Origin of the sequence: Bacillus sp. SIMBA_031, from assembly GCF_046535225.1 — a bacterium.
Taxonomy (GTDB): Bacteria; Bacillota; Bacilli; order Bacillales; family Bacillaceae; genus Bacillus; species Bacillus velezensis.
Genome location: NZ_JAWRXC010000001.1, coordinates 301,879 through 318,060, shown reverse-complemented (window position 1 = coordinate 318,060; position 16,182 = coordinate 301,879). Strand labels below are relative to the sequence as shown.

General features: G+C 46.6%; 16 protein-coding genes and 1 pseudogene. 10 read left to right on the top strand and 7 right to left on the bottom strand.

The features are described 5' to 3' along the window. Positions 1–3 precede the first annotated feature (3 nt). The 4 genes from SB724_RS01705 to fdhF form a co-directional block, all read right to left on the bottom strand. The gene (locus SB724_RS01705; RefSeq protein ID WP_064107726.1) at positions 4–1,188 is read right to left on the bottom strand and encodes a macrolide family glycosyltransferase; all 1,185 of its coding nucleotides are present in this window, start codon (positions 1,186–1,188) and stop codon (positions 4–6) included. Continuing rightward, positions 1,185–2,405 (bottom strand): cytochrome P450, encoded by a 1,221-nt coding sequence (locus tag SB724_RS01700; protein WP_045207154.1) that lies wholly within the window; start codon positions 2,403–2,405, stop codon positions 1,185–1,187. Before SB724_RS01700 ends, SB724_RS01705 begins: the two co-directional genes overlap by 4 nt. A gap of 207 nt (positions 2,406–2,612) precedes the next feature. Next, entirely contained in the window at positions 2,613–3,155 is a 543-nt protein-coding gene (locus tag SB724_RS01695) for a helical membrane plugin domain-containing protein (RefSeq protein ID WP_012117344.1), read from the bottom strand. Beyond that, entirely contained in the window at positions 3,148–6,105 is a 2,958-nt protein-coding gene (gene fdhF, locus SB724_RS01690) for a formate dehydrogenase subunit alpha (RefSeq protein WP_410569872.1), read from the bottom strand. The genes SB724_RS01695 and fdhF overlap by 8 nt, the downstream gene beginning before the upstream one ends. Before the next feature lie 124 nt (positions 6,106–6,229). Between fdhF and SB724_RS01685 the strand changes: the two genes are divergently transcribed. From SB724_RS01685 to SB724_RS01670, 4 genes are all read left to right on the top strand, one after another. Then, on the top strand, positions 6,230–6,799 hold the full coding sequence (locus tag SB724_RS01685) for a YjgB family protein (RefSeq protein WP_410569870.1): 570 nt from the start codon (positions 6,230–6,232) through the stop codon (positions 6,797–6,799). A gap of 97 nt (positions 6,800–6,896) precedes the next feature. Continuing rightward, the gene (locus tag SB724_RS01680) at positions 6,897–7,298 is read left to right on the top strand and encodes a ribosomal maturation YjgA family protein (RefSeq protein WP_410569868.1); all 402 of its coding nucleotides are present in this window, start codon (positions 6,897–6,899) and stop codon (positions 7,296–7,298) included. A gap of 43 nt (positions 7,299–7,341) precedes the next feature. Next, positions 7,342–7,515: a YjfB family protein gene (locus tag SB724_RS01675; RefSeq protein ID WP_410569866.1), complete on the top strand. Its 174-nt coding sequence runs from the start codon at positions 7,342–7,344 to the stop codon at positions 7,513–7,515. Between the two features lie 112 nt (positions 7,516–7,627). Next, on the top strand, positions 7,628–7,810 hold the full coding sequence (locus SB724_RS01670; RefSeq protein ID WP_076983061.1) for a hypothetical protein: 183 nt from the start codon (positions 7,628–7,630) through the stop codon (positions 7,808–7,810). 283 nt (positions 7,811–8,093) lie between these two features. On the opposite strand, the pseudogene SB724_RS01665 reads toward SB724_RS01670, so the two are convergent. After that, positions 8,094–8,490 (bottom strand): annotated as a pseudogene (locus tag SB724_RS01665) (MgtC/SapB family protein); the annotation flags it as partial. Positions 8,491–8,850: 360 nt separating this feature from the next. Between SB724_RS01665 and SB724_RS01660 the strand changes: the two are divergent. Continuing rightward, complete coding sequence (locus tag SB724_RS01660; protein ID WP_410569864.1) at positions 8,851–9,276, top strand: MarR family winged helix-turn-helix transcriptional regulator; 426 nt, start codon at positions 8,851–8,853, stop codon at positions 9,274–9,276. Continuing rightward, positions 9,260–9,607, top strand: a complete 348-nt coding sequence (locus SB724_RS01655; RefSeq protein ID WP_032863792.1) for a DUF3147 family protein — start codon at positions 9,260–9,262, stop codon at positions 9,605–9,607. Before SB724_RS01660 ends, SB724_RS01655 begins: the two co-directional genes overlap by 17 nt. Positions 9,608–9,795: 188 nt before the next feature. Here SB724_RS01655 and SB724_RS01650 read toward each other — a convergent pair whose 3' ends face one another. Both SB724_RS01650 and SB724_RS01645 read right to left on the bottom strand, forming a co-directional pair. Then, a complete protein-coding gene (locus SB724_RS01650; RefSeq protein ID WP_410569862.1) occupies positions 9,796–10,479 on the bottom strand; it encodes an HAD family hydrolase in 684 nt (227 codons plus the stop codon). A 16-nt stretch (positions 10,480–10,495) separates the two neighbouring features. After that, positions 10,496–11,257: a DeoR/GlpR family DNA-binding transcription regulator gene (locus SB724_RS01645; protein WP_088037080.1), complete on the bottom strand. Its 762-nt coding sequence runs from the start codon at positions 11,255–11,257 to the stop codon at positions 10,496–10,498. 252 nt (positions 11,258–11,509) lie between these two features. Between SB724_RS01645 and lacG the strand changes: the two genes are divergently transcribed. From lacG to SB724_RS01625, 4 genes are all read left to right on the top strand, one after another. Beyond that, positions 11,510–12,910: a 6-phospho-beta-galactosidase gene (lacG, locus tag SB724_RS01640; RefSeq protein ID WP_088462267.1), complete on the top strand. Its 1,401-nt coding sequence runs from the start codon at positions 11,510–11,512 to the stop codon at positions 12,908–12,910. A gap of 62 nt (positions 12,911–12,972) precedes the next feature. Further along, complete coding sequence (locus SB724_RS01635) at positions 12,973–13,287, top strand: PTS sugar transporter subunit IIA (RefSeq protein ID WP_007407323.1); 315 nt, start codon at positions 12,973–12,975, stop codon at positions 13,285–13,287. An 11-nt stretch (positions 13,288–13,298) separates the two neighbouring features. Continuing rightward, complete coding sequence (locus tag SB724_RS01630) at positions 13,299–14,996, top strand: PTS lactose transporter subunit IIBC (protein WP_130571105.1); 1,698 nt, start codon at positions 13,299–13,301, stop codon at positions 14,994–14,996. Positions 14,997–15,011: 15 nt separating this feature from the next. Then, the gene (locus SB724_RS01625; RefSeq protein ID WP_410569860.1) at positions 15,012–16,181 is read left to right on the top strand and encodes a galactokinase; all 1,170 of its coding nucleotides are present in this window, start codon (positions 15,012–15,014) and stop codon (positions 16,179–16,181) included. Position 16,182: the final 1 nt, after the last annotated feature.

Sequence of the window (16,182 nt, the reverse complement as noted above, 5' to 3'; positions counted from 1 at the left end):
CAATCAATTTTCGACGGCCGCCGTTTTCAAAAATTCTTCAATGGCGCAAACAGCCTGTTTGGGGCCGCCGGTTTCTTCTATTTTCTGCTGCATGCTTTTCACGCGGCTGAGGATGTTCTTATCGCCGTATACGTTCTGAACGTCTTTTTGCAAACGGGCCACAGTGACTTCTTTCGGCGGCAGATGCACGCCAAGCCCCAATTCATCCACACGCTTTGCGGTGACCTCTTGTTCGTGCATTTGCGGAACGACAACGAGCGGGACACCCGCATTCATTGCTTCCATTGTACTGTTCATCCCGCCATGAGATACGAACAGCTTTGCTTTCTCCAGCACATCAAGCTGAGGAACATGCTGGCGGATGATAAAGTGGTCGGGGACATCCGAAAAACTTTCCGGATCAATTGTTGTGCCGACTGACATAATAACCCGCCAGTCCGAGTCCCGAAACGCGTCAATACACATCCGGTAAAATTCAGGCCAGGCGTTAAACGCCGTTCCCAGTGAGATGAGCATAAGCGGACGGTCATCGGCTGCATCAATTTCCAGACTTCCCGTATTTGTGCGTTCTCCAAGAGACGGACCCACAAAACAGAATCGTTCATCAAAGGTTTCCTGTTTCGGCTGAAAGGCCCTTGGCATAAAGACAATATTCAATTTTTCAGGCATGAAAAATTCTTCCATTGTCATCCGTTTCAATTGTTCATTTTCAATCTGCTCCTGATATTCTTCTATCGCCTGTTTGGCCGCTTCCAGTGTTTCTTCGTCTCTTCCTAATTGAAAATACTCATTCATTGCATAGCTCGGGCAGAACTTTACGGCCGGGATGCCGCCATTATCCGCAAACAATTTTCCGGCAAGAGCTAAAAAATCAAACAGGACGATGTCAGGAAGGTCGTCTTTGTACAGCTCTTCCAACTGCGGAAGCACTTCAACCGCTTCTTCCAGAAACATCACAAACGCGTCATTTTTGTTTACCCGTTCTTTTATCGTCTCCGGGTCCGCCTTTATGCTTGTGCGGTATAAAACGGGAATGGCGCCCGTTTTGGCAACGGAAGCTTCAAATTCCTCAGTCGTAGCGAATGTCACTTTATACCCGCGATTGACAAGTTCCTCGGCTACAGGCAGCGTGGGGTTGACATGACCGTGAGCGGCCACATTAATAATGGCGATGTGTGTTTTTCTCATCTTTTTTCTTCTCCCTCATTTTCGTTTATCTCCGCTTCTAAAGACTCCAGCCCGTACATGACACTGTTTCGGATCGGCTCAATCCGGACGGGCTCAAGGTGTGAAAAGGCTTTTACAATTCCTTTCAGCGCGACTTCCGCTTCAAGTCTGGCAAGCGGTGCGCCTAAGCAGAAGTGTACGCCGAATCCGAAGGAAAGGTGCGGATTCGATTGGCGATGAATATCAAATACGCCCGCCTTCTCAAATTTGTTTTCATCACGGTTGGCAGATGCAACGTAGCAGAGAACGATCTCCCCGCTTTTCAAGTGGCGTCCGCGCAGTTCAGTGTCGTGCCGGACCGTCCTTCTGACAAACGGAGCAGGAGCGCGAAAACGCAGCGTTTCTTCCACCGTTTGCGCGATGAGAGAAGGGTCCTGCTTCAATTCTTCATAAAGGCCGGGCGTCTCTAATATGCTGTAAACCGCATTTGAAATGAGATTAGTCGTTGTTTCATTTCCCGCCACTAAAAGCAGGTTGCAAAACGGGATCAGATCTTCTGCCGTGAGCTTCTCTCCCTCTTCTTCCTCTTTTATCAAAATAGAAATAATGTCTTGGCCGGGCTGTTTTCGTTTGCTTTCTATTATTTCCGCAAAAAATGCCGCCAGCTCTGCCTCACATCGGTCACGTTCCTGCTGATTTTTCTCCGCCGCTTCAGGACTCGCATCTTTCGGCATGCTGACGAGAATGTCCGACCATTTTTTAAACTGATCCATACGTTCGGACGGAACGCCTAATAATTCTGAAATCACCATGACCGGCAAAGGGTAAGAGAGATCTTTAACGATATCAATCCGCCCTTTGTTCTTTGCCTGTTTCAGGAGATGATCGGTAATGTCTTTAATTCTCGGTTCCCATTCCTTCAAGACGCGGGGAGTGAAAGCGCGATTGACGGCAGATCTGATTTGGGTATGCTTCGGCGGGTCCATATTCAGCATGGACTTTGCAATCGAGCTTTTCACATCAGTCATGAGGCTTGAGAACGTCTCTTTATCACTGATGACTTTTTTGACATCATCGTATAAAAACACACTCCAAACCTTCGTTTCTTCATCAAAGTGTATAGGGCTTTCCCGTCTCATTTTTTCGTACCAAGGAAAAGGGTTGTATACGTCCAGGCCGTTTTTTCCTTTCATCAGGGTTCTTTGGATGGCTTGTCTCGTGCTCCTCAGCTTACTCATGTTTCATCACTCCTGATTGTTTCATATTTGAATAGTTGACGTACCTTGAATTTTATCCTAGCACATATTTTCAATTTTTTTCTATTCATAACCTGAACTATTAACATAACACAACAAAAGTCATGAATCCGGAGGTGAAATTTCTCCCAAGAAAACAGCAGAAGCGCACAAAAAACCCGAGCCTTCGGCCAGGCTCGGGAGATATGTTCACTCATTCGTCTGCGGTTTCTGGTGCTGCTTTTGGTCTTCAGGAGGCTGCGTATTTCTTTCCATATCGTCCGTATCAGCGCCCATGCCTTTCAGGAAAGAAAACAGCAGAGTGACGGCCTTGTTGATTTCCGGGTCTTTTAAAGCGCGGACGATATCAAAATACCCCGTCTTCCTGCCGCTGTCTTTTTCCTCGACGGCCTTTGTGACGCCCGCATTGATTTTAACGATAAACGGCTCAAGCTGTTTTACATCGAGCATGCCGAGAACGCCGCTTAACAGCAGGAGATTTTTCAGCATATTGGCCGTTTCCGGAGTATTCGCCTTCTTCACGAGAATATCCATCACTTTGTCTCCCTGGCCGAAGAGCCCGCGCAGAAGCGCCAAAACGCCGCGCTCGTTCATGTGCTGAAGAATGTGCAGAGATTCCAAAATCGCGTCTTTATTTCGTAAAAGAGCCGTCTCGATCTCTTCTAAGTCCTTTTTTCGTTTGTCTTCTTCTGTGACGGTCTGTTTTCGGATGCCGCTGATTGCTTTAGCCATTTTGCTGTTTCCCCCTTTTTACGGCGTCTCCCGGAAATACATAATCTTGACGCGCCCATTTCCGATCAACCCGGACACCGATCTGCGGCTGCGGGTTTCCGTAACGGAAATTGATTTTCGGAAGCGGATTAACGCCTTCTTTTTTCAAAATCTCCATCTTCGCTGATGTTTCTTTATAAGCCGGTGTATCCGTATCCTTATCCGCATAGCTGCTTGTCAAAAGGTTAATGGCGGCGTCTTTTGAATCGTTCATCGGGAGATAGACTTGTTTGCCTTTTACCCTGTCTGTGATGACGCATTTGACTTTCACATTTCCGTACGGTGATGTCAGACGGACAAGCGTTCCGTCTTCCAGCCCTCTTTCTTCGGCGAGTTCGGGCGAGACCTCAAGGAACACACTCGGTGTTTTTTCGGATATTCCTTTTGATCGGTAAGTCAGATTCCCTTCGTGAAAATGCTCGAGAAGCCTCCCGTTATTCACATGGATATCATATTCTTCACCAAATTCTTTCGGCTCGGTCCACTGAACGGGATATAGAATCGCTTTGCCGTCTGAAAACGGGAACTTGTCCGTAAATAAAAGCGGTGAATCGGTTCCGTCCGCTGCAACCGGCCATTGCAGTGAATTGTAGCCTTCGAGACGTTCGTAAGTGACGCCTGCGTAGAGCGGCGAAAGCATTGCCGCTTCTTCCATAATGTCTGCCGGCTGTTCATAGTGCCAATCAGCGCCCAGGCGGTTGGCGATGTCTGTAATGATCTGCCAATCAGGCTTTGAATCTCCCAGCGGTTCAAACACTTCGTAAAGGCGCTGCACCCTCCGTTCCGTATTCGTAAACGTCCCTTCTTTTTCAAGGCTCGGGCTTGCCGGGAGCACGACATCGGCGAACTCGGCCGTACGCGAAAGAAAGATATCCTGCACAACGAAGAAATCAAGCTTTTCAAATGCGGCATGAACATGGTTAATATTGGAGTCGACAAGCCCCATTTCTTCTCCTTTTAAGTACATGGACTTCAGTTTTCCTGAGTGGATGCCTTCGATCATTTCATGATTTGTCATTCCGATTTCTTTCGGCAGGTCTGTTCCCCAGCCCTGTTCGTACTTTTTGCGGGCTTTTTCATCCGTTACTTTTTCATAGCCGGGGAAGCTGTCAGGCATACTGCCGAAATCACTGGCGCCCTGCACGTTATTATGGCCCCGAAGCGGATATGAGCCTGCGCCGGGCTTGCCGTAATTCCCGGTCACAAGAAGCATGTTGGAAATGGCCGTGCTCGTATCACTTCCTCCGATATGCTGGGTGACACCCATCGCCCACAGTGCGCACACGCTGCCGGCTTCATGAATCATCCGGGCCACTTTGATTAGGGTATCCTTATCGACACCGGTATGTTTTTCCGCATATTCCATTGTATAAGGTTCAAGGCTTTTCACGAATTCGTCTAATCCGTTCACTCTCTCCTTCAGAAATGCAGTATCCGCCAAATCGTGATCAAGCAGATATTTCGATACGGCATTCAGCCAGACAATATCTGATCCGGCACGCGGCTGGAAAAACACATCGGAGCGCTCGGCCATTTCATGTTTTCGCAAGTCAGCGACGACGAGCTTCTGTCCGTGCAGCTTATGAGAACGTTTAATGCGTGTGGACAGGACGGGGTGAGACTCAGACGTATTTGAGCCGATAATCAGAACGAGCTCCGCTTTTTCTATATCTGTAATCGACCCTGAATCACCGCCGTATCCGACCGTTCTGAACAATCCGGCCGTGGCGGGAGACTGGCAGTAGCGTGAGCAGTTGTCGACATTATTTGTGCCGATGACAGCTCTTGCAAGCTTCTGCATCACGTATGATTCTTCATTCGTGCATTTGGAAGATGTGATAAAGGCAAGTGCGTCCGGGCCGAAATGTTCTTTTATATCAGTAAATTTATCAGCGATCAGCTGCAGCGCTTCATCCCATTCCGCCTCCCGAAATGAGTCTCCTTCCCGGATAAGCGGTTTGGTAAGACGCTTTTCACTATTGACGAAATCCCAGCCGAATTTCCCTTTCACACACGTCGAAATGCCATTTGCTGGCGCCTCGGCCTGAGGTTCTACCTTTAAAATGTCTCTTCCTTTCGTCCATATATCAAAACTGCAGCCGACACCGCAGTAAGTGCATACGGTTTTCGTTTTCTTGATTCTTTCATCCCGCATGGCCGATTCCATGTCCGATATGGCCAAAATCGATCCGTATCCGGTTTCGACGCCTTTTGTGATGTCAATCATCGGCCGAAGCGTCTCTTGGTTAATGCCTGTTAAATAGCCCGCTTCGCCTTCCATGCCTTTTTCCATCATGGCATTGCACGGACATACCGTCGAACAATGTCCGCAGGAAACACATGATGATTCATTGATCGGCACATCCTGATCCCAAATGACCCGCGGGCGTTTCCGCTCCCAATCAATGCTTAACGTTTCGGTTACCTGTACGTCCTGACAGGCTTCGACACAGCGTCCGCACAAAATGCACTGGTCGGGATCATATCGGTAAAACGGATTTGATTCATCTTTAGGATACGGTTTTTGATCGAACGGAATGCTTTGATGATTGATTTTCATTTCCTTTACGGTATTATGTACTTCGCAGCTCCCATTGTTGTAATCACAGACCGTGCAGTACAATTCATGGTTGTGCAAAATGTTGTCCATGCCGATAATCTGCGCTTTTTTCACATCAGACGAAATCGTATCGATGACATCTCCGTCCTTTATTTGCGCGGAACACGAACGCACCAGTTCCCCGTTAACATTGACGATACAGGTATCGCACGTTTCAATCGGCCCGAGACTCGGGTGATAACACACGTGCGGCACGTCAATTGAACTATTATTCAAAAGCTGCAAAACGGTTTGGCCGTCCGGCGCTTCCATTTCAACCCCATTGATTGTAACCTTCTTTGTATCAGCCATTTTCTTTTCCCCTTTCTGTACCCCTCTATACATCCTCTATGATTCCCAGCCGGCCTATCACTAAAACATCTCGTTTATCTCAGGAAACATACGGGTATGAGCGGTAAAAAGGAGGCATTCACATATGTTGAAGAAAAAAACACTCGCCACGGGATTATCGGCAGTGATGCTCACGGGATGCGCATTCGGTGCAGAAGCATTTTCAAATACACAGCCCGTCCATGCCGCAGCCGCTTCAAAAACGGAAAACCAACGTGCACAAGAACTGGTGAACAGCCTTTACCAATCGGCGTTTAAAGGGGAAATGCCGCAAAATGTGAAAGGCCTGAAAATCAACCAAAGCACAAGACAGGACGTTTACGATAAAATCGGCGAGCCGGAACAAAAAGCAGACAGCCGCAATCCATTTGATTTATACAGCTGGAACATGGGAAACCCCGGTTATGGATTTTCCTATCATAAAAACGGAAAAATCTCGGAAATACGCTATTTCGGAACAGGGGTTGAGCGGCGCTTAAACCTCGGCAGCGTCACACCTGACGTCTTAAGCAAACAAATCGGCAGCGCTGACAAAATCCTGACAGTGCCAAAAACGGGCGAAACAGATTACGTCTACCATACGGGGCAGTATGAGCTCCGCTTCGTCATCGGCAGTGACCAAAAAGCAGACCACGTTAACCTAAAAGCAAGATAACGCGAAAAAAGCGGCCTCCCGGGCCGTTTTTTCATAGACAGCTTCTCCGTCGTTCCTTACAATACATGGGAGTACAAAAAAAGGGGAACAGTGTGAAGTGAATAGACATCCATTGACATACGGAATATGTACCGTTTTTATCATCGCCCTCGGTTTGCTGTCCAGAACCGCATACATCACCGCCCTATTGCCCGGCATCATAAACGCTTATTTAGGAGATGCCTTGTGGGCGGCAATGATTTTTACAGGATTCGGGCTTTTCTTTCGGCACATCCGGACGGAAACAGCCGCATTTTTGAGCCTCTCGTTTTGCTGTCTGATTGAATGCAGCCAGCTGTATCACGCGCCTTGGATTGACGCAATCAGAAGCAGCACGCTCGGCGGGCTGATCCTCGGCTGGCAATTTGTCTGGAGTGACATTTTCGCCTATACCCTCGGGGTATGCGCTGCCGCATTTTTAGAATGGGCCGTAAAAAGAAACCGCCAGTCCCCTTCATAATCGGAGCATACCGCCGATATGAAGGGATAAGGAGGTGGAAGCTATGGATATCCCTGCGTTATCAATCGCTATGCACCAAGCATCTCTGGCGCAGAATGTAAATATGGCTTTAACAAAAACGGTCATGCAGCATGCACAGGCTGCGGCGGAAGAAACAGTGAAAATGCTGCCGTCCCAGCACCCGACTGCCGGACATTCAATTGATGTGAAAGTGTAAAAAAGATGCCGGATGAGAACCGGCGTCTTTTTTTTGCCCGTTGTACGTACACCATACCGGGCATACAGGAATAAGGTAAACGGAACCAACATTTGAAAAGGAGGTTTTCCTCTTGTACGATCCTTTCTATCATGAAGACACAGCCGAGAGCCACGAACGGGTGCCATATCATTATCCGCGGCCGCCTTATTATTACCCCAGACCATATCCATACTACCCGCGGCCGCCTTATTATTTCCCCAGACCGTATCCATACTATCCGCGGCCGTATATCCCGTTCTATCCCTGGTATTAATATTTGAATAGAAATGACTGCAGACAGGAGGCTTCCCCTGTCTGCTATTCAACTTTGACCGACAGGATATACGGGAGGGCTTGAACTTTTTCCATTACCGCCGCTTTCCCGCTTTTGCTTTTCACCCTTCCCTTCACTTCAAGCACCGCCTTATTCAATTCATAGGACGTAATAAGAATTCCTTTTTCCTCAAGAGAAGTTAAAATATCATGCATGACGGCTTTCTCCTCAATCCTGAAACTGACAGACAAAGAATGCGCCGCCGGTTTAAACAGAAAATTTAACAGTTCAAGCCCGATTAACGCCAAAATCGTGCCGCTGATGCCGATGACATACATACCCGCCCCGATCGTCAGCCCGATCCCAGACGTAGCCCAAATCCCCGCGGCCGTCGTAAGCCCCCGCACGACATGCCGCTGCAAAATAATCGTGCCGGCTCCTAAAAATCCGACGCCGCTGACGACCTGCGCCGCCACCCGGCTCGGATCAAAGGACGTATGGCTGTTGGATAACAAATCAAAAAAGCCGTATTTGGAAACGATCATCATCAAGGCGCTGCCGACGGCCACTAAAAAATGCGTCCTCAAACCGGCTTCCTTCGCCCGGAATTCTCTCTCCAATCCAATAAGAGCCCCAAGCAGACCCGCAACCGCCAGACGAATCACAAAATCAAGTTCCATCCGTCTCTCTCCTTTCCTTATCTTCTTACCCGCTTTTTATCCCCCGTATCTTTTTCTTTCAGCACAAGACTGCTCTGCTGAAAAAACTGCATTTGAATATATACTTTGGTTCTTTATCATATTGTCAGCGCCCTTATTTATATGCGGAAGGTATTAAGCTGGCGTTTCCAAAATAAGGGAAGTAACTTATTGAGAGTATATGAAACAAGTTTATTCGCTGAAGCTGCGGCCGCTTGTCTCTTCCAATCTTCTAAAAACAGAACGAATGCCGCTCCCTCATGCTCAAAAATTGCTTTCAATCCGCAAAAATATATCGTAATATAAGATATAATCTCAATAAACGATAGAAGGTGGATGATGATGTCAAACGAAATCATGCGATTAAATGACCTTTGGACAGATATTTACTACCGGCTCCGTTATCGGCACCATGAAAAAATCACTCACCAAGGTGTACGGATTCTGCAAGTCATTCAAAAAGAGAAGGCAGTCGGAATAAAAGACATTGCCGAAGCGATTCAAGTATCACATAATACCGCTTCGGAACATATAAAGCGGTTACTGCAGAAAAAGTACGTTTATAAAACCAGAAGTGTTGAGGATGAGCGGAAAGTCATTTTAAAACTTACCAGTTTGGGGGCGGATGTCCTTTACCGGCATTCCGGTCTTGATGAAGAAAAGCTTAAACAGCTTCTTTTTGACAGCATGAATAATGAAGAACGAACACTTGTCTTAAAAGCATTCAGTTTGATGAAGGAGCGTGCTGAAGATGTTTACGATCGTTAAAATCATTGTCTCCGCTGCTATTATTGGGATTATCACTGAAATATCAAGAAGAAGCCCGAGTTATGGAGGTATTATAGCGGCTTTACCAATTGTCAGTATGCTGAGCATGGTTTGGCTGTACATCCAAGGCGAAACGAAGGAGACATTAAGTCATTTTGCATTCAGCGCGGCTTCCGGCATCCCCTCCACAGTCATTATGCTGGTCATTATCGGCATCGCCCTTCGCCATTCACTGTCTTTCATTGCCGCATCAGGGCTTGGACTTACAGGATGGCTGGTTTTCTTGTATGCTCAGGATTTTATCGTAAAACATATAAACAGTCAGCAATAAGCACCTTAGCGCTTCTTTGTAAATACGAGGAATTAAAAAAACAGGGATCTGTCTTAAAAGTGACTCCGATTAAAAAGCGAAGCCCCTTTCTTCACGAAGCAGACACCGCCGAACACAAAAACATCCCGTGTTGCGAACGGAGTCCGCAGCCTGTACAGCCATATCGGCATAAAAAACCGGCTGATCTCTCAAACAGAATGTCCGGCAATCACCTCAAAAAACGAGGTGAAATCTGTCAGTATCCCGTCACCCGCCAGCTGTTTTTCTTCAAATAACGCGCGGTTTTTTCCGAGCGGGTCAATGGCCATAATCTTGCCTGCACCTGCTTTATTCGCCGCTGTGAGCCCCGAAAAGGCATCTTCAATGACTAAGCATTCTTCAGGTCTGAGGCCTAACTTTTCCGATGCGATGAGAAAAATATCCGGCGCCGGTTTTCCGGGGAAGCTCCCGTCATCAAACGTGACTTTGTCAAAATCAAACCACCGATCCAACTGAAAGACGTCAAAGTAAAACTCGACATTTTCTTTTACCGTAGCCGTGGCAATGGTCATTGGCGTTTCTGATTTTTTCAGATGGTTCAATACGCCGGTCAGTCCCTTCGTCAGCTTTAACTCATTTTTGTTTTCAAGGCATAATTCTCTGTAGTAGGCTTCTTTTTCAAAAGACAGCTTCTCGATTTCTTCATTTGTTAAATCGCCGGAAATAAAATACGTCAGGATTTCACTGTTTGTTCTCCCGTGAATGTTCACGAAAATGTCTTCATCAGAAATGGTTTTCGGCGCGTATTTTTTCACCATGAAAAACCATGCTTTTTCGTGCAGATGCGAATCTTGAAACATCGTGCCGTTGAAATCAAAAATAACCCCTTTCATCGAACCGCCCGCCTTTTTATTTTTTTGCGATTTTGACATCTACATATTGCTCGTAATGAATTTGAACATCTTTCATCACTTTATCATCCGTAATCAGATAATCCATATCATGCAAGTTATAGAACACGTAAAAATCTTCCCGGTTGAATTTTTTATTATCCGCCAGCAAAAATTTCGTCCGCGAATTATTCAGCGCGATTTGATGAGCTTCCCCTTCTTCAATGCTGTAAGAAGAAATCTCATCATTATGTATGCCGTTGGCGCTGATGAAGGCTTTCGTAAAATTGAATTTCTGCAGATTGCCGTTCACGATGGGCCCGACGAAGGCACCGGTATTTTTCCGGAAATCGCCGCCAATCAGGATGGTATCCGCAGTGTCACCATGTTTTAAAATATCAAATACGGGATAGTTGTTTGTGATAATCCTGATTCGCTTATGCAGCAAGTGTTTGGCTAAAAGTTCAATCGTCGTGCCGGGCCCTAAAAAAACGGTATCGCCGTCATTTACATAGGAAGCTGCGAGTTCCGCGATCTTCCCCTTCTCCTCCATTTGAACACCCAGTTTTTCATTATGCGATAATTCGTGATCAATGGAATAAGATATGCTCTGTGCGCCTCCGTGAATACGTACGATTTTTCCGGCCTTATCCAGCTCGTCCAGATCTCTTCTCACTGTCATATCAGAAACTGCCAATTCATCGATAATATCACTCACCGTAATAAACCCCCGCGAGTTTACGATATCGATGATTTTTAAAAGACGTTCTTTTTTTAACATGTTCAATCATCCCCTCAACTTTACACACAATCTAACACACCGCGGCAATCCGGTCAACAAAAACAAACACTAACAAACAACATAATCAACATATAAAACAACGAAAAACTTATAAAACCCCTATTAAAACAGATTTTATTTCTTTATGAAGCTATTGACAACAAAAATGTATGCGTTTACTATTAAACAAAAGATAACAATTACAAACATTAACAAACTTCAATTCACACATTGGCGAAGGAGGATTCAGTAATGCTCAAATTACCTCATGACTTTATTTTCGGCGGGGCGACTGCGGCATATCAAGCGGAAGGCGCCACAAAAGAAGGCGGCAAAGGGCCTGTAGCCTGGGATGAATTTCTTGAAAAACAGGGAAGATTCAGCCCTGATCCGGCAAGTGATTTTTACCGCCAGTTTCCGGAAGATATTAAACTATGTGAAAAATTCGGAATAAACGGCATCCGCCTTTCTATAGCCTGGACGAGAATTTTCCCTGACGGCACGGGCAAAATCAATCAGGAAGGTGTTGATTACTATCATCGTATTTTCTCAGAGTGCCATAAACGCAACGTCACCCCTTTTGTCACGCTGCATCATTTCGATACACCGAAAGGATTGTTTGATCAGGGAGACTTTCTCAACCGCGCTGCGATAGAAGCGTTTGTCAGCTATGCGGAGTTTTGCTTTAAAGAATTCAGCGAAATCAGATATTGGAGCACGTTTAACGAAATTTATCCCACAGCCACCAACCAGTATTTACTCGGGGTTTTTCCGCCATCTGTTAAAAGTGATATCACAAAAGTCATTCAATGCCTCCATCACATGATGGTAGCGCATGCGATGACCGTCAATCTTTTTAAAGACGGCGGCTATCCGGGAGAAATCGGTGTCGTCCACTCATTGGAAACAAAATATCCCGCCAGTGACTCAGAAAAAGACCGCCACGCCTGTTTTCTGGATGACGCGTTATCAGTGAGATTCCTCCTCGACGCCACCTACCTTGGCTATTATTCTGAGGAAACCATGCGGGCTCTGGATGAAATCTGTGAGGCAAACGGCGCTTCATACGAGTTTTCAGACAGTGACTTTGACGTGATGAAAAAAGCTTCGACGCGCAATGATTATCTCGGCATCAATCATTATCAATGCCATTTCGTCAAAGCGTACGACGGAGAAACCGTTATTCACCATAACGGAACGGGCGATAAGGGCACTTCGGTCTATAAAGTAAAAGGAATCGGCGAAAGAATTTACAAAGAAGGCCTGAAGCGGACCGATTGGGACTGGCTCATTTATCCTGAAGGTCTGTATGACATGCTGATGCGCATCAAACGGGACTATCCGCAATATAACAAAATTTACATTACCGAAAACGGCATGGGCTATAAAGATGAGTTTGAAGACGGCATCATTATGGATAAGGCAAGAATCGACTATTTAAAAGTCTATTTAGAAGCCGTCAGTAAAGCGATTACCGACGGAGTCAACGTAAAGGGGTATTTCTTATGGTCCTTAATGGATTTATTTTCATGGACCAACGGCTACAACAAACGTTACGGTCTTTTTTACGTCGACTTCGACACCCAAAAACGGTATCCGAAAGAATCGGCCTACTGGTACAAACTTGTAAGTGAAACAAAAACAATCATTTAACGATCATACATGGTGAAAAGAGTCTCTTTTCATCATGTGTGCCGTCTTTAGGAGGTTTTTTCATGACAAAGGAAGAATTGCAGATGCTCGGTTTTGAAATTGTCGCCTATGCCGGCGACGCCAGAAGCACTTTATTGAAAGTCCTGAAAGAAGTCCGTGCCGGAAACTTCGAAAACACGGAAGCAGCATTGAAAAGCGCCGATGAAAATTTAACCCTCGCCCACAATGCGCAAACGAAAATGTTAGCTGAAGAAGCTGACGGCAAGGACATGGAATTAGGGTTTATTTTCGTTCACGGCCAGGACCACTTGATGACAACCCTTTTGCTCCGTGATCTTATTCAGGATTTTATAGAACTCTACCGAAGCCGCCGATAAGGAGTGGAAAAATGAACGGTATCATCAAGCAAATCGAAAAGGGAAAACCGTTTTTTGAAAAAATCTCAAGGAACATTTATTTAGGTGCGATCCGCGACGGCTTCTTAACGGCCATGCCTGTTATTTTATTCGCCAGCATTTTTATCCTCACCGCCGCTGTGCCGGAAGTGTTGGGTTTCACTTGGCCTAAAAGTGTTTCTGAATGGCTTTGGAAAGTTTATAACTATTCAATGGGCGCCCTCGGTCTGATCGTTGCGGCAACAAGTGCGAAATGCCTGAGTGAATCAATGAACCGAAAAATGCCGAAAAACAAAGGGATCAATCCCGTTTCAGCGATGCTTGCTTCAGTCGTCGGGTTTCTCATTTTAAGCGTCACTCAAATCGACGGCGGATTCTCCACGGAATACCTCGGCACAAAAGGTCTTTTAGCCGCTTTTGTATCCGCTTTCATAACAGTGAACGTTTACAGATTCTGCGTGCTGAAAAATATTACGATTAAAATGCCTAAAGAAGTACCGGGTACCATTTCACAAACATTTAAAGATGTTTTTCCGTTCGCTTTTTCCGTTCTGGCCATGGTATTCATTGATTTATTGATCAGGAACACGCTGAACGTATCTTTTGCAGAGGCTCTCTCCTCTCTCTTATCGCCGTTTTTTACCGCCGCAGACGGTTATCTTGGGATTTGTGTCATTTGGGGAATGATGGCGCTGTTCTGGTTTGTCGGCGTTCACGGGCCTTCTATTGTGGAGCCGGCCATCGCAGCTATTATTTACGCAAATGTAGAGGCGAACCTTCAGCTTCATAATGCCGGTGAGCAGGCGTCCAACGTGCTGACCGTCGGACTCGGGAACTTCGTCGGCACAATGGGAGGGACCGGCGCAACCCTTGTTGTTCCGTTTATCTTTCTTCTTTTCGCGAAATCCAAGCAATTGAAAGCAGTCGGAAAAGCATCCGCGGTTCCGGTGTCTTTCGCAGTAAACGAACCTCTGCTCTTTGCTGCGCCGATCATTTTAAATCCTTATTTTTTCATTCCGTTTGTTGTAACGCCGATGGTGAATGTCTGTCTGTTTAAATTTTTCGTGGATGTCATCGGAATGAACAGTTTTATGTATGTTCTTCCGTGGGCCACCCCGGCGCCCGCCGGCTTGATTCTCGGAACCGGCATGGGGCTCTCGGCTTTTGTGCTGACGGCTGTATTAATCATTGTCGATTTCCTGATATACCTGCCATTCTGTAAAGCTTATGACAAAGTATTAGCGGCGAAAGAAGCCCAACACACCGAGCCTGAAAGCGCGCCGCAAACATTACAGCCCGCCATGGCCGGCGCCTCAGAAGACGCGGCCTCCGTCATCAGCACAAATTTTCAGGAATCCTCATCCGCCTTGGAACACGGCACCAATGTGTTAGTGCTGTGCGCCGGAGCGGGAACGAGCGCCATGCTTGCGAACGCACTGACAGAAGGAGCCGAAGAATACAACGTGCCGATTACCGCCTCAGCAGGCGCCTACGGTTCCCATTACGACATCATGAAAGACTTCGATATGATCATTTTGGCTCCGCAGGTCGGCTCTTATTATGATGACATTAAAGAAGATGCGGACCGCCTGCAAGTGAAACTCATCGCAACGAAAGGAGCGGAATATATCAGTCTCACAAGAAATTCACAAAAAGCCATTCAGTTCATACTGGAGCATACCTCAAAATAGAATCGGAGGTTTATCATGGATGCCAAACTTTTGAAATCAAGATTCGAAGACATTTTCCAGAGAAGTAACGGGGAACTGTTTTTCGCACCCGGCCGGATCAACCTAATCGGGGAACATACGGATTATATAGGCGGCCACGTTCTCCCCTGCGCGATCACGATCGGAACTTATGCCGTATGCGCAAAACGCGAAGATCATCAGATCCGGTTATACTCAGAAAACTTTCCTGACAGCGGCATTGTCTGCCTTGATCTTTCCGCCACAGCATACAAAAAAGAAGACGGCTGGGCCAATTATCCGAAGGGGATGATCCATTACCTTCTTAAAGCCGGCGGCCAAATAGACAGCGGAATGGATATTCTTTTTCACGGTACGATTCCAAACGGAGCCGGTTTAAGCTCCTCCGCTTCTATTGAAATGTTAACCGGTTCCATTTTAAGGAAGTTATTCAGTCTGGATGTTTCCGATACTGAACTGGCGCTTATCGGAAAAAGAGTCGAAAATGAATTTATCGGCGTGAATTCAGGCATTATGGATCAATTCGCAGTGCAAAAAGGCAAAAAGAACATGGCCATTCTGTTAAACTGCGATAAGCTTGAGCACGAAATGATTCCGGCTGCTTTTAACGGATATAAAATCGTCATTATGAATACGAACAAGCGCCGGGAGCTGGCGGCTTCAAAATATAATGAACGCCGCAGCGAATGCGACGCAGCTCTTTCAGAACTGCGGCAATATCGGAATATCGCATCACTTGCGGAATTGACGGGAGAAGAATTCAACAAACTCGAATCCCTTCTCTCCTGTGAAACGTTGCGTAAAAGAGCCCGGCACGCGGTCAATGAAAACGAGCGGACCCTCTCAGCCGCGGAGGCTCTCAAATCGAATGATTTGAAAACGTTCGGCGAGCTGATGAATGCGTCCCACCGTTCGTTACGCGATGATTACGAAGTGACCGGTGACGAATTAGACGCGCTCGCTGAAGCAGCCTGGAAAGAAGGAGCGCTCGGAGCGCGGATGACGGGCGCGGGGTTCGGAGGCTGCGCCATAGCCATTGTGGAAAGTGAAGAAACCGCTGGCTTTACCCGGGCCGTTTCATCTCACTACCGCAGCAGGACAGGTCTTGAAGCTTCTTTCTACATCGCGGATATAAGCGATGGCGCGGCTGAATGGAGGGAAAAATAAA